General features: G+C 45.2%; 14 protein-coding genes. 13 read left to right on the top strand and 1 reads right to left on the bottom strand.

Annotated features, from left to right (window positions below; all coding sequences use genetic code 11):
- Positions 1–108: 108 nt before the first annotated feature.
- A complete protein-coding gene (locus LRS05_RS07785; RefSeq protein WP_257867796.1) occupies positions 109–7,263 on the bottom strand; it encodes a choice-of-anchor Q domain-containing protein in 7,155 nt (2,384 codons plus the stop codon).
- A 292-nt stretch (positions 7,264–7,555) separates the two neighbouring features.
- On the opposite strand from LRS05_RS07785, the gene LRS05_RS07790 reads away from it, so the two are divergent.
- The 13 genes from LRS05_RS07790 (at position 7,556) to LRS05_RS07850 (ending at position 20,602) form a co-directional block, all read left to right on the top strand.
- Positions 7,556–8,248, top strand: a complete 693-nt coding sequence (locus LRS05_RS07790; protein WP_257867797.1) for an SDR family oxidoreductase — start codon at positions 7,556–7,558, stop codon at positions 8,246–8,248.
- 20 nt (positions 8,249–8,268) lie between these two features.
- Positions 8,269–9,381, top strand: coding sequence for an SDR family NAD(P)-dependent oxidoreductase (locus tag LRS05_RS07795; protein WP_257867798.1), 1,113 nt, complete (start codon positions 8,269–8,271; stop codon positions 9,379–9,381).
- Between the two features lie 9 nt (positions 9,382–9,390).
- A complete protein-coding gene (locus LRS05_RS07800; protein WP_257867799.1) occupies positions 9,391–11,415 on the top strand; it encodes a GDP-mannose 4,6-dehydratase in 2,025 nt (674 codons plus the stop codon).
- Entirely contained in the window at positions 11,415–12,017 is a 603-nt protein-coding gene (locus tag LRS05_RS07805; protein ID WP_257867800.1) for an alcohol dehydrogenase catalytic domain-containing protein, read from the top strand. Before LRS05_RS07800 ends, LRS05_RS07805 begins: the two co-directional genes overlap by 1 nt.
- Before the next feature lie 2 nt (positions 12,018–12,019).
- On the top strand, positions 12,020–12,427 hold the full coding sequence (locus LRS05_RS07810; RefSeq protein WP_257867801.1) for a hypothetical protein: 408 nt from the start codon (positions 12,020–12,022) through the stop codon (positions 12,425–12,427).
- Positions 12,428–12,430: 3 nt separating this feature from the next.
- Positions 12,431–13,447, top strand: coding sequence for a Gfo/Idh/MocA family protein (locus tag LRS05_RS07815; protein WP_257867802.1), 1,017 nt, complete (start codon positions 12,431–12,433; stop codon positions 13,445–13,447).
- Entirely contained in the window at positions 13,437–14,546 is a 1,110-nt protein-coding gene (locus LRS05_RS07820; RefSeq protein ID WP_257867803.1) for a glycosyltransferase, read from the top strand. Before LRS05_RS07815 ends, LRS05_RS07820 begins: the two co-directional genes overlap by 11 nt.
- Positions 14,543–15,679, top strand: coding sequence for a glycosyltransferase (locus LRS05_RS07825; protein WP_257867804.1), 1,137 nt, complete (start codon positions 14,543–14,545; stop codon positions 15,677–15,679). Before LRS05_RS07820 ends, LRS05_RS07825 begins: the two co-directional genes overlap by 4 nt.
- Entirely contained in the window at positions 15,669–16,772 is a 1,104-nt protein-coding gene (locus LRS05_RS07830; protein ID WP_257867805.1) for a glycosyltransferase, read from the top strand. The genes LRS05_RS07825 and LRS05_RS07830 overlap by 11 nt, the downstream gene beginning before the upstream one ends.
- Positions 16,773–16,774: 2 nt before the next feature.
- Positions 16,775–17,875: a glycosyltransferase gene (locus tag LRS05_RS07835; RefSeq protein WP_257867806.1), complete on the top strand. Its 1,101-nt coding sequence runs from the start codon at positions 16,775–16,777 to the stop codon at positions 17,873–17,875.
- A gap of 66 nt (positions 17,876–17,941) precedes the next feature.
- A complete protein-coding gene (locus tag LRS05_RS07840) occupies positions 17,942–18,304 on the top strand; it encodes a hypothetical protein (RefSeq protein WP_257867807.1) in 363 nt (120 codons plus the stop codon).
- Positions 18,305–18,439: 135 nt separating this feature from the next.
- Positions 18,440–19,423 (top strand): UDP-glucuronic acid decarboxylase family protein, encoded by a 984-nt coding sequence (locus LRS05_RS07845; protein ID WP_257867808.1) that lies wholly within the window; start codon positions 18,440–18,442, stop codon positions 19,421–19,423.
- A 33-nt stretch (positions 19,424–19,456) separates the two neighbouring features.
- Positions 19,457–20,602: a zinc-dependent alcohol dehydrogenase gene (locus tag LRS05_RS07850; protein ID WP_257867809.1), complete on the top strand. Its 1,146-nt coding sequence runs from the start codon at positions 19,457–19,459 to the stop codon at positions 20,600–20,602.
- Positions 20,603–20,608: the final 6 nt, after the last annotated feature.

The following is a 20,608-nucleotide window of genomic DNA, read 5'->3' on the forward strand; positions in this document are numbered from 1 at the left end:
TACTCCTTTTTTCAGAATGCAATAAATGCTCATAAAATTTAACACGTTATAAAAAGTAAGCCCGACTAGTGTCGGGCTACCTGAATTGGTTGTTAATGTCAGGGTTTGTTATTTTCTTACTACCTTAAATGTTTTTTGGTAACTGCCCTGGGTAACAATTACATTATAAACACCTTCCTGATAAGCTGCGCCAAGTTTCACTGAGCTTAGCTCTGCAGGGCTTGTAGTAATGTTTTCAAGTGATCTGCCATTCATATCAAATGTCCTTACCGTAACATTCTCATCACTTTGCGTTTCTATTGCTATTGCAAATGTTTCGGTATAAGGGTTAGGATATGATGTAATGCTAACAGCCTGCTTTACTTCTGGTAAACCTTTCGATGTTTCAGAGCCCGGACGGTTTGTCGGTGCATTTGGCATGCTCACTGTACAGGCATTGCCGTAGTCACCCCACTGGCCGCCAATCTGCACTGCAACTTCAACTGTGTAGGTTTTGCCATAGCCGTTACCCGGAATGCTGGTTGGCATAAAGTAGCGCTGTGTATTTTCAAGGATATAAATATTGCCGTCGCTTTGAATCCTGAAGCGATAACGCATAGCCTGGGATATTCCGTTGGCGTAGATTACGGTTTTGGTTGTAGGCATGGTTCCGCCACAGTAACCCGGCGCCAGCTGTGAGGTTGGAAGCGGGATTGTAAGGACATTGCATTGCGCGCCATATGCACCCCACTGGCCATTTACCATTACTGCTACATCAATCAAATAACTTTTGCCATAGGTATATCCGGCTATTTCATTTACAGTAAAGTATCTCATAGGTTTTTCAATATACTGTATTGCACCATTGTCAGATATCCTGAAACGGTATGCAGTGGCAGACTGTATTCCCTCCGCATAAATATTTGCAATGAATGATACTTCTGTACCACAATATTGCGGTAATATATTTGATGTTTGCAACGCAGGGGTATTTATATTACATGCCGGCCCGTATGGCGACCATATGCCATTGTTAAATACAGCAACCTCAATAGTATAGGTTGTGTTGTAAGTATATGAGGCCAGGTTATTGAAAGCAAAATAGCGTACGGTCCTGTCAAGAATTTCTGTCCCCGCTGCACTTGTCACCCGGAAACGGTATATTGTAGCGCCCCTTACATATTTTGCATAAATCGGTGCGGCAAAGCTTCTTGTAGTATTGCAATATGATTCTTCAATAGCTGAACATGCATAAAGTGTAACTGCAACAGCATTCCTTGGACTTTCACAAATACCACCGGTTTGCGAAACATAATAGACACCTGATGCTAGAGGCTGTGAAGTGCTTAGAGCACTACCGCCTGTCGCTTCTGTATACCATTTAAGATTAATACCCTCAGCAACAAGATCAGCCACTGTGGTTGAGGTACATAGACTTTGGTTATAAGCTACCGGTGCAGGTAATATTTCGGCGATTGTTATTTCAACAGCAGTTCTTGGGCTTTCGCACCCGTTAATAGTTTGAGATACGTAATATATGCCTGCATTAAGTAGTGTTGATGCTTCAAGAACATCACCTCCCGTCTCAAAACTATACCACCTGAGGTTTTCACCTTCAGCTACAATACTGTTAACAGCCGGATTACTACAGAAAGCCTGGTTATCAGCAACAGGAGCTGCCGGTATAGGATTTATGGTAACCTCAACCGGGGTCCTTAGGCTTTCACAATTTGCACTGCTTTGCGACACATAGTATGTACCGGTGGCAACTGGTGTGCCTGCTGAAAGCGGTTCGCCGCCAACAGCAGCTGTATACCATTTAATGTTGCTACCTGATGCAACAAGTTCTGACACTACAGCCTCGCCGCAAAATGCCTGTGCAGGAGCTGAAGGTTTTACCGGCAGCTCTTCAACAATAATGCTTACTGCCGTCCTGTCGCTTTCGCAATTACCATTAGCAGATGATACATAATATATGCCTGTAGAAATCACATGGTTTGTAGCCAATACATCTCCGTCCATTGCATCAGCATACCATTTAAGGTTAGTGCCGGTGGCTGAAAGATCTGCAACGGTAGCTGTTCCGCACAAAGTTTGCGAAGAAGCCGTTGGCGCTGCAGGTATGGCTTCAACAATAATTGCTACTGCAGTCCTTGTGCTTTCGCATATATCATTGCTTTGAGAAACATAGTAAGTTCCCGTTACGATCGCTGCCTCACCAGAAAGTTCTTCGCCTCCTGTTTCAGTTCTATACCATTTCAGGTTAATACCTGTCGCAATAAGGTCGTTTACAGTTGCATTTCCGCAGAAAGTTTGTGCAGATGCAACCGGAGCTTCCGGTAAAGTAGTCACTGTAACCTGTACAGATGTCCTGTCACTTTCACAGATATCATTGCTTGATGATACGTAATATATACCTGTAGACAGGGCTTCACCTGAAACCAATACATTTCCACCAATTGCATGAGCATACCATTTAAGGTTAGTGCCGGTGGCTGAAAGATCTGCAACAGTAGCCGTTCCGCAGAAAGTTTGCGAAGAAGCCGTTGGCACTGAAGGTATGGCTTCAACATTAACCGCTACCGCAGTTCTTATGCTTTCGCACATATCGTTGCTTTGAGAAACATAATAAGTCCCTGTTGAAAGGAAAGTGTTTGAAGAAAGTTCTTCACCGCCAGTTGCAGAAGCATACCATTTAAGATTAGTACCAGTCGCAGCCAGTCCGCTTACCGTTGGAGTGCCGCAGAAACTCTGCGCAGATGCAGTTGGAGCTTCCGGTAAAGTATTCACTGTAACCTGTACAGATGTCCTGTCGCTTTCACAGATATCATTGCTTGATGATACATAATAGATTCCTGTAGCTAGGGCTGTGTCTGAAGCCAAGGCATCTCCGCCTGCTGCATCAGCATACCATTTAAGATTAATGCCTGTGGCTGAAAGCTCTGCAACAGTAGCCGTTTCGCAGAAAGTTTGAGAAGAAGCCGTTGGCGCTGCAGGTACTGCTTGAACAGTAACTGCTACCGCAATCCTTGTGCTTTCGCAGATATCGTTGCTTTGAGAAACATAATAAGATCCTGTGGTAAGTTGTGTATCAGATGAAAGTTCATTACCACCATATTCAGTATTATACCATTTCAGGTTATTACCTGTTGCGGCCAGGTCGCTTACAGTTGCATTTTCGCAGAAAGTTTGTGCAGATGCAACCGGAGCTTCCGGTAAAGTAGTCACTGTAACCTGTACAGATGTCCTGTCGCTTTCGCAAATATCATTACTTGCTGATACGTAGTATGTACCTGTAGTAATCACCGCATTTGGTGAAAGAAGCTCAGCACTTATAGCATCAGCATACCATTTAAGGTTAGTACCGGTGGCCGAAAGATCTGCAACAGTAGCCGTTCCGCAGAAAGTTTGCGAAGAAGCCGTTGGCGCTGCAGGTATCGGGCTAACAATAACCTGTACTGCTGTCCTTTCGCTTTCGCAATCAAAATTCATTTGGGCGCCGTAATACGTTCCGTTACTCAGCGGTGTAGTTTGTGGGATAGATTGACCACCCGTAATTGTTGCATACCATTTTGTTTCAGGTGCGTCTGATTCCAGATCAGCAAATGTAGCCTCACCGCAGAAGGTTTGCATCTTAGCTGCACCCGGTGCCGGCGGCAGTGGCATAATGGTTATATGAGCTGCAGCCCTGGCGCTTTCACAACCAGCTGCATTAGTTTGTGATGCATAATAAGTTCCTGATGTAAGTATATAATTTGATGCGAGTGCTGTGCCACCAGCTGTACTGGTGTACCATTTTATACTTGTTCCGGCCGCCGAAAGGCCTGCAACCGTAGCGCCATAACAATACGTCTGGTCGTAAACTGCCGGCATTGTTGGTAATGACAATACAGATACATTTACCGCCGTAGCAGCACTTGGACAGCCGTTTACAGTTTGTGTTACGTAATAAGTTCCGTTGCCAAGTATTGTGTTTCCACTGAGCGTGTTGAAAGAGCTGTCATACCACGTATGGTTTTCTCCTGATGCTACAAGATTATCAACTATCGCACTTCCGCAGAATGATTGTGCTAGCGCCGCCGGTGCCGCCGGTATTGTAGTTACAACTACTTCTACCGCAGTACGAGGGCTTTCACAAGATCCAACAAATTGAGTGCAATAATATATACCGGTGCCTAGCGCTGTGTTTGCGCTAAGTGAACTGCCACCGGCAGGAGTATTATACCATCTTATTGAATTGCCGGTAGCCTGGAGGTCTGAAACCTTGGCCGTGCCACAAAACATTTGTACTGAAGGTGATGCCGGAGCGGGTGGAATTGTCCCTATTCTGACTGTTACTGATGTTCTTGAACCTTCACAACCATCAGCATTAACTGCACTTGCATAATAATTGGTATTATGAGTTAGCGCTGTTGATGGTGAAAGGGCCGTACCACCTGTAGATGTTGCATACCATTTTAAATTTGGATTTAAAGCGATAAGATTTGCTACTGTTGACGGTCCGCAGAAGAGTTGTGAACCAATGCTCGGAGCGGCTGGCAGTGCTATAATCTTAACATTAACTTCAATTCTCTCGCTTTCGCAAACCCCTATTGATTGAGAAACAAAATAACCGCGTGTGCTCAATGCAGTAGATGATGACAGGGGAGAGCCGCCTGTCTGGTTTAGGTACCATTTGAGGTTTGTGCCAACGGCTGTAAGGTTTGCAACCGTACTGCCTGTACACAATGTAATATCTCCCGCAAGTGGGGCATCAGGAATATCGCAGGGCTGTTTATACTGATAAGCACCAAGGTCAAGATTACCCTGGAATGTGCGCGGATTGCCTATTATGTCTTTACTGATTGCAGGGTACTGGTATTGAGTAGCCACGGCAGATGACAAAAACGCTACGTTACCAAGGTTGCGCACTGCGCTGCTTGAGGTTAAGCCGAAATCTCCTGCCGAAGCGTTGATGAAGCCCGGGTTGCCTGTATTGGTAGTATTGTTTGTTGCCGTGAACGTTCCCTGGCCTGTCTTGGTTTTATAAATAGAAGAGTTAGCGCTGGCAGAACCAATGTTACTGGCCCAGCCTATATTAAATGCAAATGGATACGCATGAAGGCCAATGATACTGTTATTGAAAACAACAGCCCCGCCCGAAGCTGTCTCAATTACACTTGCAGTTGTAGCAGCTGCATCGTTTACAGATACGCCATAGAATGTTGCATTGCTAAAATAAGCAGTAGCCTTGGTTGATGTTACGAAAACAGAACTCGAGCCCACGCAGTTAGTTACAAGCGTATTGAAAAAATCAACGGTTGAATCCTGTGTGCCTTTAACATATATGGCGCTACCTTTTCCGGCGCCGGTTGTGCCACCAAGACAGCCTGTAACAATCAGACCATTAAAACGTGTAAGTAGGTTGCTTACGCTGGAATTGAAAATACCACCACCGCCAGAAGTTGCAAGTGAACTTCTAATAGCTATGTTATTGAACTGTCCCTGTACACGATTAAGGTGCATGCCGCCGCCGAAATCACGCGATACTTCAAACGGGCTAAAATTACCATTGGGAAATGAGATTGAGCCTGTACCGTTTGCAACGCCGCCTTTAAGCACAAAACCGTCAAGTATAACATCCTCAATATTTACACCGACAACAATGTGATACGCATTGTCATTCAATAGGGATGATCCTGCTATTGCCAGTGCATTGGTTGTGTTATCGGGGTCATTGTTCATAAAGTCACCGCTCAAAATGGTTGCGTTTGACTGGAAATTCCGCCCTGCAGTAGTTGTTTCGCCTCCGGCAAACGAACCGTAAATCTTAACTCCGGTTTTCAGTAAAAAAGTATTATCCCTGTTATTTGGCGTGATGGCAGCTGAGTTTGCCTGCCTTATAGGCTTGTAAATACCTTTAGCAACCCATATCTGGTCGCCCGCACCCGCCTGGTTTATCATAAGCTGCAGGTCGCTGCTGGCGTTTTCCCAACTTGAACCGTCACCTGTGCCTGAAGATATTTGCTTCACATATTTTATAGATGTTTGGCCAAATTCATAGGCGCCCCTGTCTACAGTTCCAATTTGCCTTGCATTACCTGCTATATCTGTAGTTGCAGGGCTATAGCCTCTTGATATTGAAGAGAATAGAAAAAGATTTTCGGGGTCACCTGTGTTAATGCACGGACTGTCCGCTGCAAGCCTGAAGTTGCCATTGGCAGCGTCAACAAAGCCGGCATCGCCGTTATTAGTGATATTCTCTTTGCGATACCAGGTATTGGAAGCTTCACTTACAACGCCGTAAAATGAATTATTCTCTAAATTTCTGTCATAAATTAAGCGAACAGCGTAAGGAAGTGAGTGTTGGCCAATTATGCAATTATACATATTTGCGCCTTCAACTACTGCATTATAGGGGGAGTTATAAATATCGCCGGTAAAAATATTATAAAATGTCGAATTGATAATATTTGCACCTTCAGCATCCACCGCAGTTGATCCTGCACAATTGGTGACAACCATATTAAAAAAATCCGGTGAACCATAATTAGTAGCTTTGTAAACCGCGCTGCCATCATTTGCGCCATTCTCGCCTGCAGCGCATTCTGAAATCAAAATGCCAATGAAACGTGGAGGTGTACCATCGCCAAGTGCCACTAAAATACCGCCACCGTTAAATGCGTAGCAGTTTTTTATGATAAGATTGCTAAATGTTCCTGCAGAGGCGGATACGTACAATCCTCCGCCACGGCCTTCATTTATATATGAGCCTTCAAGACCGTTTGCATAACCGCCTGTAATTGTAAAACCGTCAAATACCGAACTGCTATTCAGGCCACTTGCTGTTACTACGTGATAAGCGTTTGTTGACATTGTAGTATTTGACGACATTAACATTGGATTGTTCGACGGTACATCGTTTCCGTTGAGGTCTCCGCTTAGAGTGGTAGGGTTTGCCGCGATGTTCCTCTGGTTAACAGAAGTCTCGTTACCTGCAAAAGAGCCGTACACCTTCACACCAGATTTGAGGGTGAAAGTTACCGTACGGGCAGATGACGCAGTTCCCGGTTTGTAGGTTCCGGCTGCAACCCAAACCTGGTCGCCGGCTGCAGATGCGGTAATCATTGCCTGCAAATTGTTGCTGGCATTGCCCCAGCTTGTGCCGCTGCCGTTGCCAGATGCTACGGGCTTAACATAACGGATGGTCTGTGCTGATGCAGTTCCTAAACAGAAAATCGCAAGGCACAGCAAAAAAAATGTCCTGGCTAATTTTCCGGGACGAATAAAGTAGAGGTGATTCATATCTGCTTGAAAGTTTGATTCGGCACGAATATATACAGTTAATAGATATCGTAAATATTTATGTGTTAAACTTTTTAAACATTGCTTAGGCTTTTTATAAATACCCATTGTAAAATTCTTCCTGTAAGCCAGTAATATCGGGACATTTTGAAGTTTTCTGATAATCTTAATATTATTTAAAATCATGCAACATATTAAAATAATTGTGTAAGATAAAGCATCTTCATCAAGGGTACATTTGTAAAGAAGCTATTATTAAAATGCTTAATGGCATTAAAGTTCAGGGTTGATAATGAATAAAAATCATCTGTTTACTGCTCTTGTTACCGGTGGCAGCAGCGGCATAGGAAAGGCCATTGCATTAAAGCTGGCGGAAGAAAAATACAAGGTTGTGAATGCTGATGTTATCGAGCCTGCCTACACTCATTGTAACATAAGATACATCAGCTGCGATGTTAGTAAAAGTAGTGACGTGACTAATTTGTTTACTTCAGTAAAAAACGATCTTGGAACACTGGGTATACTGGTACTGAACGCCGGGAAAGGCAATCATGAATTGCTTGCGGAAGGTGATCCTGAAAAATGGCAGGATGTGGTTAACCTTAACATTATGGGGACATTGCGTTGTATCCGTGCCTTTGTACCCCAAATGCTTGAAAATAAAAAAGGTGATGTTGTGATCATATCATCAGTTTCATCAGGTAAAGCTCATACATACGGCGGTGTTTACAGTGCATCAAAAGCCGCGATAGACATGATTTCCGAGACACTAAGAATTGAAACTGAACCGCACATACGGGTTACAACGGTAAAACCCGGTACTGCAGCTACCGGTTTCTTTAAAAATTCCGGCAGGAAAGATTATTACCCTGACGCATCCCTTACAGCCGAAAATATAGCCGAAGATGTATGGTATGCCATAAATAAACCACCGGGAACATCAATAAATACAATTGTGACAAGGCCGACGGGCCAGCTATTTTAAAACCAACTAAATAACTTATAATGAAGAAGAAAGTATTAATTACCGGGGGGGCTGGTTTCATCGGCTCCCACCTGGCAGATGAGCTCATTGCCAATGGCTACCAAGTGAAAGCGCTTGATAACCTCTCTGAACAGGTACATGGCCAAAATGCGGTGAGGCCTGGTTATCTGCATCCTGAAGTGGAACTGATTGTAGGCGATGTCCGCGATAAAAATGCTGTAAAAGAAGCTTTGGAAGGTGTGAGCGCTGTATTTCACTTCGCAGCGATGGTAGGCGTGGGGCAGAGCATGTATGAGATAAAAGAATATACTGATGTTAATAATGTTGGTACAGCTGTATTGCTTGAAGCGATTATAGAAAACCCTGTAGAAAAGCTTATAGTTGCCTCAAGCATGAGTATTTACGGTGAAGGGCTATACAAAAATGCAGCCGGAAATTTTGTGCACGAGGCAGAACGCTCTCTGAATGACCTTCGCCAACAGGTCTGGAGTTTACATGACAATTCGGGAGATTATCATCCATATCCAACGCCTGAGTTTAAGAAACCTAACCTTTCTTCAGTATACGCGCTGTCAAAATATGACCAGGAGAGGCTTTGCCTCATTACCGGCCGCGCCTACAACATACCTACCACGGCCATGCGATTCTTCAATGTTTACGGTACAAGGCAGGCGCTTTCTAACCCGTACACCGGCGTTTTGGCAATCTTCGCTTCAAGGCTTATGAACGATAACCCGCCGCTGATATTTGAAGACGGCTTACAAAAACGTGACTTTGTGCATGTAACAGATGTGGCGCGTGCCTGCCGCCTCGCCCTTGAATCACAGGATGCTGACGGAGAAGTGATAAATGTTGGCAGCGGCAACCAATACACAATAGTGCAGATTGCCGAAGAGCTTGCAAAAGTGATGGACAAAAATATTGAACCGCAGCTATCGGGTAAATACCGTGTAGGTGACATAAGGCATTGCTTTGCCGACCTCACCAAAGCAAGATTGCTGCTGGGTTACGAGCCGCAGGTAAAATTTGAAGATGGACTGAAAGAATTATCACAATGGCTGGAGGGGCAGATTGCGGTAGATACTGTAAATGAAGCTGCTAAGGAACTTGAAGCCCGTGGTTTAACTGTTTAAAAAGCAATTATGGAAAACAATAATATAAAAAATACGAACAATTTCGGGATTGTAGAATGGTTCAGGCCGGGTGATTATACGGCAGTTGAAAAAGCAATAACAGATTTTAAACTGCTGGGTGTAACTCATGTACGCACAGGTATTTCATGGGCTGACTGGTATAGGCAGGGCACTGCCGAATGGTACGACTGGCTGTTTGAGCAGCTGAGCCAGGTAGTTGAGATACTGCCGTGTTTTTTGTATACGCCGCCATCTATAGGTGAGGCAGAAAAAGTTTCATCTCCGCCGAAAAACCTGAAAGCCTATGCCGATTTTGTAGATGTGATGATAACAAAGTATGGTGAAGATTTTGAATGGGTAGAGCTTTGGAATGAGCCCAATAATATCATTGAGTACGATTTTACCATGGATACTTCATGGCTGAAATTCTCTGAAATGATTGGCAATGCAGCATATTGGGCAAAACATCGAGGCAAAAAAACCGTGCTGGGCGGTATGAGCCCTATAGACCCCAACTGGCTGCAAACAATGGCTGAAAGGGGAGTGCTGCAATATATTGATGCTGTAGGTATACACGGGTTTCCGCAGACTTTTGACCAGCAATGGACATCATGGGATGATAAGCTTACTGCTGTAAAAGAAGTTTTAAAGCGAAATGATATTAATTGCGAACTCTGGATTACAGAAGCAGGCTTTTCAACCTGGCAGTATGATGAGGTAAAGCAGTATGAAGAATTTAAGAAAGCTTTAACAATCGGGGCTGACAGGGTATATTGGTATGGTCTAAATGACCTTGATCCGCAGTTTGCAACAATTGGCGGATTCCACCTCGATAACAGGGAGTACCACTTCGGGCTTAAAAAATATGATGGCACACCAAAGCTGCTCTACAGGCTCCTGGCTATGGGTGGTATTTCAGAAATCCATTCACATGATTATATCAGCAAGCAATATACTGTCGCTCAAAATACTGAAAAATACACACTCATTACTGGAGGCGCCGGTTTCATAGGTACAAACCTTGCGGCAAGGCTGCTTGGTGAAGGTAAAAGGGTTATGGTGTATGATAACCTGTCGCGCCCCGGCTCTGAACAGAACCTGCAATGGCTGAAATCGGAGTTCGGCGATAACCTTATTATTCAGGTTGCTGACATAAGGGAAAAGATCATCCTCGAAGAATGTGTAAAGAATGCAGAGCAGGTATTCCATTTTTCAGCGCAGGTAGCGGTTACATCATCACTCACCAACCCCACACACGATTTTGAAGTAAACATCCAAGGAACGTTCAACATCCTTGAGGCCATACGCAAATCGGCCCACCAGCCGCCGATGGTTTTCACATCAACCAATAAAGTATATGGCGACCTGTTTGACCTAGGCCTGACTACCGATGAAACGCGCTACCAGCCTGAAGATGATTACTTCAGGAAGAATGGCATCAGTGAACAAAGGGCGCTTGATTTCCACAGCCCGTACGGTTGCAGTAAAGGCTCGGCAGACCAATATGTATTGGACTACTCAAGGTCGTATGGACTTAAAACGGCCGTTTTCAGAATGAGCTGCATTTACGGCCCGCACCAGTTTGGCAATGAAGATCAGGGCTGGGTGGCGCACTTCCTCATACAGGCGCTTGAAGGAAAGCCAATTACAATTTATGGCGATGGTAAACAGGTACGTGACATACTATTTGTGGAAGACCTGGTTAACGCTTTCCTGCTGGCACAAAAAAATATTGATAAAATTACCGGAACTGCCTTTAATATTGGCGGGGGCGCTAAAAATACCGTAAGCCTGGTAGAGATATTGTCACTCATACGACATAAAACACGTAAGGATATGGATATTTCTTTTGATGAATGGCGTACAGGTGACCAGCAATATTATGTGTCTGATACAAGCGCGTTTACAAAAGCTACAGGCTGGAAACAAAAGTATTCGGTTACAGAAGGTGTTACAGCATTAACGGACTGGCTGTATGAATCACGTGGCGTTAAAGCCAAACCTGAAGTTGCACTAAATACCCTTGCCGTATAATGGAAACAGGAGTAATACATACAGGTGGTACAAACATTGCAACAGAAGTTGAAACAATGCAGGCTGCTGTAATAACAGCTCCCGGGCAGGTTGAGATAGCAACAGTGCCAATACCTGAACCCGGGATGGGTGAAGTGCGGGTAAAGCTTGAGGGCTGCGGACTTTGTGCCTCAAACATCCCGGTATGGGAAGGGCGCGAGTGGTTCAGCTATCCTGTTGCGGCAGGTAATCCCGGCCATGAAGGCTGGGGGTATATAGATGCATTGGGCGCAGGCGTTGCAGGAATAAAAGTAGGTGAAAGGGTAGCATTCCTGTCTAATAATGCCTATGCCCAATATGATATCGCAAAAGCAGATGAAATAGTAGTGCTCCCTGATTTCCTTAATGGAAAACCTTTTCCGGGTGAGCCGTTAGGCTGTGCCATGAACATCTTCAGCCGCAGCGATATCAGGCGGGGGCAGACCATAGCAATAGTGGGTGCGGGTTTTTTAGGAGCAATTCTCATCCAGCTTGCCAAATCTGCGGGGGCAACTGTGATAGCCATAAGCCAGCGGGAGTTTTCGCTCGAAACAGCGAAAAAAACGGTGCAGACCATATTATAGCGATGGACGACCATAATTCAATCATCGAGAAGGTAAAAGATATTACGTTCGGACAATTTTGCGAGAGGGTTATTGAAGTTACGGGGAAAGAATGGCCGCTCAATCTTTCCATAGAGCTTACTGCCGAACGCGGAAAACTAATTGTTGCAGGTTATCACCAGGACGGTATGCGGCAGGTGAACATGCAGCTGCTAAACTGGCGCGGTATAGATATGATTAACGCCCATGAGCGCGACCCGAAGCAGTACATAAAAGGTATGCGTGATGCCATAAAGGCAATCGAGAACGGAGAGATGAATCCGTTTCCGCTGCTGACGCATTCACTTTCGATGGAAGAGGCGAGTGAGGCCTTCCGTCACCTTAAAGAACGGCCTGACGGTTTCATTAAAGCATTATTATTAAACACTTAAGTTATGGAAACTACATACATAGCAATAGGAAAGAAAACACTGGCATTAGGCTTTATCGGCGTAGGATGGATTGGCCGCAACAGGATGCAGGCAATTCTGGATAACGGAAAAGCGAAAGCCGCAGCCATAGCAGAACCGGGTGAAGAAAATGCCGCAGAAGCGCTAAAAATGGCTCCCGATGCCGCCATGGTTGCACCTGAAGATATTTACAATAATGGAGATTTGGATGGTGTGGTTATAGCAACGCCCAGCGCCTTGCATGCGGAACAATCACTTAATGCGCTTGAGGCCGGGAAGGCTGTATTCTGCCAGAAACCACTAGGCCGGACGGCAGCAGAAGTTGAGGCTATAATTGAGGCCTCTCAACATGCTGATAAATTACTGTCTGTCGACCTGTCTTACAGGTATACCAAAGCCTTTAATGAAGTTTTTGAAGTGATAACAAGTGGGCAGATAGGTAAAGTATATGCTGTAAACCTTGTCTTCCACAACGCGTACGGGCCTGATAAAGCCTGGTTTTATGATATAAAGCAATCAGGTGGCGGCTGCGTGATGGACCTTGGCGTACACTTGCTTGATATGGCCATGTGCTGCCTGGGCTTCCCGGAGATTGATGAGGTAAAAAGCACCCTGTACAGTAAAGGCGAAAAGTTATTGCCCCGTGAAGAAAAAGTCGAAGATTATGCTAAAGCAGTATTGGGTACGGCTGAGGGTACAACCATAAGCCTTGACTGCTCGTGGAATATCTCGGCCGGTAAAGATGCCGTAATTGAAGCGGTATTTTATGGTACCGAAGCCGGTGCTGCTTTCAGGAACGTCAACGGCTCGTTCTATGATTTTGTGGCCGAAAAATACAATGGCACGCAGGTACAGATACTGGAAAACGGAATAGACAAGTGGTGTGGGCGTGCCGGGGCCGTGTGGGCTTCAAACGTGCTGAAAGGCAAAGGTTTTGACCCGGTGACGGCGAATGAATACCTGGCCGTAGCAAAATTAATCGACAGGCTTTATGGAAGGTAAGCTCACAATACTAATGACAGCCGATACGGTTGGCGGGGTGTGGAGCTATGCTATGACGCTGTGCCGTGAACTTCAGCAGTACAATACTGAAATTCATTTGCTTACAATGGGAGCGTGGCTTAATGAAGGGCAAAATAAAGAAGTACGCGAGCTTGATAATGTTATACTGTACGAAAGCAACCTGAAGCTGGAGTGGATGGAAGATTCTGCAAAGGATGTCACCATCGCAGCAGAATGGATTGCCGATGTTTATGAAACGGTAAAGCCGGATGTTATCCATTTTAATAACTTCATGGCTGTCGCAACCGATTGGAATTGTGGCGTAATTACGGTATTTCACTCTTGTGTCTGCACCTGGTTCAGGGCTGTTAAAGGCACTGCCACGCCGCAAGAATGGGAAGAATATTACAGTTTGGTTGAAGAGTCAGTCTTCTCGTCTGATGTTGTTGTGTTCCCATCTTTTGCAATGCTGGGGCAGGCTAAAGAAGAGTATGGCCCTATACCTCATGCACAGGTTATTTACAATGGCGCCAATCAGGCTGATAATACATCTGTTGAGAAACAGCCCTTTATACTAACGGCAGGCCGCCTTTGGGATGAAGCGAAGAACGTACAGCTGCTATCGCGGATTGCGAAAGATCTGGCATGGCCTGTTCATGTAGCCGGTAACAACACGAGTCCCGATGGCAAAATTAATCACCCTGAGAATATTATGTTCTTAGGAAGCATGAAACATGAGGCACTTTTAGACAAAATGCAGCAAGCTTCCATATATGTTTCGGGCGCATTATATGAACCGTTCGGGCTTTCCGTACTTGAAGCAGCATCATCCGGCTGTGCGCTTGTTCTAAGCAGTATAAGCTCATTCCGTGAAATATGGGGAGATGCTGCGGTATACTTCGACCCTAATTCTGAAGAAGAAGCAAAAGCATGCATTCAGCAGCTTATTGAAAATGGCACATTCAGAAAACAAATGGCAGAAAAAGCAAAGCAGCGTGCACAACAGTATTCTTCCGCAAAAATGGCTGAAAGCTACATTAGCATTTATGAGGCTTTATATCATAAAGAGCATCAACCAAACAAAATTACACAACCATGAAAATTATAATGTTTTACCACTCCCTGGCATCAGACTGGAATCACGGCAATGCACACTTTCTTCGCGGTATTGTGACTGAACTGTTGCATCGTGGGCATGATGTTAGGGTATACGAAGAAACTGCCAACTGGAGCCTGTCAAACCTTATTAATGACCACGGTATAGAAACCGCAAACGAGTTCAGGGCGTATTACCCAAACCTTCGTCCGCATTTTTATGATGCTGACAACATAAATCTCAGGGCAGTACTTAATAATGCAGACCTGGTGATTGTACATGAATGGAACAGGCATGACCTTGTTGCAAAAATCGGTGCACTTAAACCCGAAATGGGATATAAACTGTTATTCCACGACACACACCATCGTGCTGTGTCGGATGCTGAGAGCATGTCACAGTACAATTTTACAAACTATGATGGTGCATTGGTTTTTGGTGAAGTGCTCAGGAAAATTTATGATGAGAAGAAATGGTTCCCTAAAACATGGACATGGCATGAAGCTGCTGATACAAAGCTTTTCAAGCCCCGAAGCGGTGCCGAAAAAGAGGGTGATCTTGTATGGATTGGCAACTGGGGAGACGGAGAACGGACTGAAGAACTGAAAGAGTTTCTTATTGAACCGGTTAAAAAGCTTGGGCTGAAGGCGAAAGTATTTGGGGTGCGATATCCTGAAGAAGCTTTGGCGGCGCTTAAAGAAGCCGGAATTGAATATGGAGGCTGGCTGCCTAACTATAAGGCGCCTGGTGTTTTTGCAAAGTACAAGGTAACGGTACATGTGCCAAGAGGGCCTTATGTAAAAACGCTGCCGGGCATACCAACAATTAGGCCTTTTGAGGCTATGGCGTGTGGCATTCCTTTAATATCTGCGCCTTGGGAGGATGCTGAAAAATTATTTACACCGGGTAAAGATTTCCTTACGGCAAATTGCGGCGATGAGATGGTAAAACAACTGCAGGCAATTTTATTTGATGAAGGCCTTGCGGATGAGGTAGCCGGTAATGCATTGCAGACAATTATATCGCGGCATACTTGTGCGCACCGTGTGGACGATCTGGAAGAATTTTTAACAGCGTTGGGAATTGAAGAGTCACTACTATTTTCAACCAAAATCAAGCAGGAATATGGAGACTAAAAGTAAAATTGCCTTTTTCGGGTCAAGTGTCGTGTCAGCATACTGGAACGGCGCGGCAACGTATTATCGCGGCATTGTAAAAGCGCTTTCACAGCTGGGGCATGAAGTAACGTTTTACGAGCCAGATATCTATGACAGGCAAAAGCACAGGGACATAGCTGACCCTGACTATTGCAAAGTGGTAATATATGAAAGCACAGAAGCAGAAATTGAGCGCCTGCTTGCAGAAGCCTCGCTAGCCGATGTCATTATAAAAGCCAGTGGTGTTGGTGCATTTGATGATCTTTTAGAAGCTGGAGTCGCTAAGTTGAAAGCCGATAATAACCTGGTGATTTTCTGGGATGTTGATGCACCCGCCACGCTTGACAGGATTAATTCTGACCCGTTTGACCCGTTCAATGAACTGATTCCGAAATATGATTATATCCTTACCTATGGAGGAGGGCAGCCTGTAATTGATGCATATGAAAGCAAGCTGGCTCAGAAATGCATCCCGGTGTATAACGCCTTTGATGCAGAAACACACCATCCGGTACCGGCTGAGGAACAATATCAATGTGACTTGGCATTTCTGGGAAACAGGCTGCCCGACAGGGAAGCGCGTGTGGAGGAGTTCTTCCTTAATGCTGCGGAAATCCTGCCTGATAAGAAGTTTATCTTAGGGGGCAGCGGTTGGGGAGACAAAGCCCTGCCCGGTAATGCAAATTATGTAGGCCACGTATATACAAACCAACACAATGCCTTTAATACTTCGCCGCTTGCCGTGCTTAACATAAGCCGCGACAGTATGGCAAAATACGGCTTTTCGCCGGCAACACGAGTGTTTGAGGCCGCCGGTGCAGGCGCCTGTATCATCACCGATTACTGGGAAGGGGTTGATTTCTTTTTTGAACCCGGCAAAGAAATACTTATAGCAAATAATGGCGAAGAAGTGGCTGAAATCCTTAGGGAACTCACACCTGAAAGAGCCCTTGAAATAGGTAAGGCAGCTTATAGTAGGGCAATGTCACACCATACTTATAATAACAGGGCCGGGCTTCTTGATTCCATCTTTGATAAGTCGTTGTCTTCGGCCGAAAAAATATACTTATAATTATGAAAATAGTAGTAATAGGCTTATCCATAACCTCATCATGGGGCAATGGGCATGCCACAACATACAGGGCGCTGCTTAAGGCATTGGCAAAAAAGGGACATGATATACTGTTTTTGGAAAAAGATGTGCCTTGGTATGCTCCGCACCGTGATATGCCCAATCCTGACTTTTGCGAAACTGTGCTTTATACGTCTAATGAAGAATTGTACACCAACTATTACAATGAAGTTGCCGAAGCCGATGCTGTTATTGTGGGCTCTTACGTTCGGCAGGGTGTTGAGGTAGGCGAGTGGGTTGTAAATACGGCTAAAGGGATTAAAGCATTTTACGATATTGACACTCCCGTTACGCTGGCAAAGCTGAGCAGGGGTGACTATGAATATATATCGCCGGAACTGATAAGCCGGTATGACATCTATCTGTCATTTACAGGCGGGCCAGTGCTTGAATATCTCGAAAATTATTATGGCTCACCATGTGCGAGGCCGCTGTATTGCTCGGTTGACCCGGAAAATTATTATCCTGAAGACAAACCAAAAAAATGGGATTTGGGATATCTTGGCACCTATAGCACCGACCGTCAGCCTACATTAAATCAGTTACTTAATGAACCCGCGGAAATGCTGCCCGGAAGGGATTTTGTCGTGGCAGGTCCGCAATACCCAGCTGATATAAACTGGCCCCAGAATGTAGAACGTATAGAGCACCTACCGCCGGCAATGCACAGGGATTTTTATAACTCGCAGCGCTTTACGCTTAATGTTACCCGCGAAGATATGATTGCTGCGGGTTATTCGCCGAGTGTAAGGCTATTTGAGGCTGCTGCCTGTGGCGTACCTATAATCTCTGATTACTGGGAGGGGCTCACAGACCTATTTACTGAAGGTACAGAGATACTGATTGGCCGTACCGTTGAAGATGTTATACATTATATTACATCTGTCACTGAGGCTGAACGTAAAAGCATAGGCAATAATGCCCGGAATAAAATACTTACCGCACATACAGCAGAAGCACGTGCTGCTGAATTATTAGAATATCTGGAAGAACTCTCCGCAATTGCCAAACCGCATATTATGGCAAATGATGCAAACGTTTAGCGAAATGATGTAAGACGTTACAATTTAATAATCAGGAACTTTGAAGTAATACAAACCATAGATATCATGAAAAAATCGAATTTAAAGACAGTATTTGCCGCAATGCTATTTGCAGGCCTTACACTTGCAGCTTGTAAAGGAAACAGTGACACTGAAGGTGGTGACACTACAAACGGGAGCAACACAGACAACTATGACGAAACCCAGGCGCCAACAGGTGAAGCCGGCGGCGGTATGGATCCCGGGGCTGATGGTGGCACAGGAGTACAAACCGATACAACCGCGACAGGTACAAGTTCTGGTTCAGGCAGCGGTACCGGTACAGGAACCGGAAGTTCAGGCTTAGGCACGGGAACTAGTGGCTCAGGTACAGGAACTGGTGGTTCAGGCACCGGGACAGGCGGCTCTGGAACTACTACACGCCCATAAGCAACATCAAAGGTTACCTGCACTTAGTGTTTTTGTTACTTTTCTTGGTGCGGGCACCTCTGTTTTCATCAGCTGAAAAAGTTGATTATTAATTCGCCGGGGCTTGTATGCTCCGGCTTTTTTTCCAATACCATTATGAAAAAAGTACTGATAACAGGCGTGGCCGGTTTTATTGGCTCACACCTCTGCGACAGGTTTGTTAAAGAAGGCTGCCACGTGATTGCCATGGATAACCTGATTACTGGAAACCTCAAAAATATAGAGCATTTGTTCATGCTTAAGAATTTTGAATTTTACCACCACGACATCACAAAGTTTGTAAACATTCCCGGTGAACTTGATTATATATTACACTTCGCATCCCCGGCGAGCCCTATAGATTATCTGCGTATTCCCATACAGACCTTAAAGGTCGGTTCGCTCGGTACTCATAACCTGCTCGGGCTGGCACGCGTAAAAAAAGCCCGCATCCTCATCGCTTCAACTTCGGAAGTATACGGAGATCCGCTAGTGCATCCTCAAACTGAAGAATACTATGGTAATGTTAATACTATTGGCCCCCGTGGCGTGTATGATGAGGCAAAACGCTTTCAGGAATCGCTTACCATGGCTTACCATACATTTCATGGTGTTGATGTACGCATAGTAAGGATTTTTAATACCTACGGCCCCAGGATGCGGCTGAATGACGGCCGTGTTATACCTGCTTTTATAGGCCAGGCGCTTCGTGGAGAAGACCTTACTGTGTTTGGTGATGGCAGCCAGACACGCTCATTCTGCTATATTGATGACCAGGTGGAGGGCATTTTCAGGCTGCTGCATTCTGATTACTGCCTTCCGGTAAACATTGGCAATCCTGATGAAATTACTATTAAGGATTTTGCAGAAGAGATTATAAAGCTTACCGGTACAAATCAAAAGATAATATACCAGCCGCTGCCGCTAAACGACCCGTTGCAGCGAAGGCCCAGTATAGATAAAGCCAAGGCTCTGCTGGATTGGGAGCCCAAAGTTGACCGTGCTGAAGGCATGCAGAAAACGTATGATTACTTCCGCTCTTTGTCAGAGGAAGAATTGATGCTGGAAGAGCATAAAGATTTCTCAGAATTCATCCATTAAATAAATAATAACCATCCACTAAAAAATTTAACTATGATAGCAATGAATTTCAGAGGTCCCTTCCGTGTTAGGGCTGACAGGGACAAGCCGATACCCGAAATAGAGCATCCGAATGATGCTATTGTAAAAGTGCTGCGCTCGTGCATCTGCGGAAGCGACCTGCACTTGTACCATGGCCTGGTTCCTGACACGCGCGTGGGTTCAACCTTCGGACATGAATTTGTAGGCGAAATTGTAGAAGTCGGTTCATCTGTACAAAATGTAAAGGTGGGTGATAAGGTTATAGTTCCGTTCAACATAGCGTGCGGTAAGTGTGCCTTCTGCCGCCAGGAGCTTTTTGGAAACTGCCATGAGTCTAACCCGGAAGCTACAGCAGTTGGCGGTATTTTTGGATACTCTCACACTGCAGGCGGATTTGACGGGGGGCAGGCAGAGTATGTGCGTGTACCCTATGCCGATGTAGGACCGACCGTTATACCCGACTGGATGGATCCTGATGATGCGGTGCTGCTGACAGATGTAGTGCCAACAGGTTACCAGGCTGCGGAGATGGGCGGAATATTACCGGGTGATACTGTTGTTGTTTTCGGCGCAGGCCCGGTAGGTATTATGGCAGCAAAATGTGCATGGCTGTTTGGCGCGGGGCGTGTAATTGTGATAGACCAGCTTGATTACAGGCTTGAGTTTGTACAGAAATTTGCACAGTGTGAGGCATATAACTTCAACTACCTGGGCGATGTGGTTGAGTTTATAAAGCATACTACTGACTCCCTTGGGGCAGATGTATGTATTGATGCCGTAGGCTGTGAGGCAGCGGGCGATGCAATGAATACATTGCTCGGGCGTAAATTACTGCTGCAGGGCGGCACTACAACAGCGCTGCATTGGGCTATAAACTCTGTAAAAAAAGGCGGAATAGTTTCAATTGTAGGTGTTTACGGCCCTGTGAATGCGCTAGTCCCTATAGGCAATGTGGTTAACAAGGGTATTACGATAAGGGCAAACCAGGCATCTGTAAAAAGGCTGCTTCCAAGGCTTATTGAGCATGTAAAGAACGGTGTATTGTCGCCAAAAGACATGATTACACACCGCATTCCGCTTCATGAAGTGGCAGAAGGCTACCACATCTTCTCGGCAAAGCTGGATAACTGTATCAAGCCTGTACTCATCCCGTCTTAACTTAAA

Source organism: Flavobacterium sp. J372 (assembly GCF_024699965.1).
Classification (GTDB): Bacteria; Bacteroidota; Bacteroidia; order Flavobacteriales; family Flavobacteriaceae; genus Flavobacterium.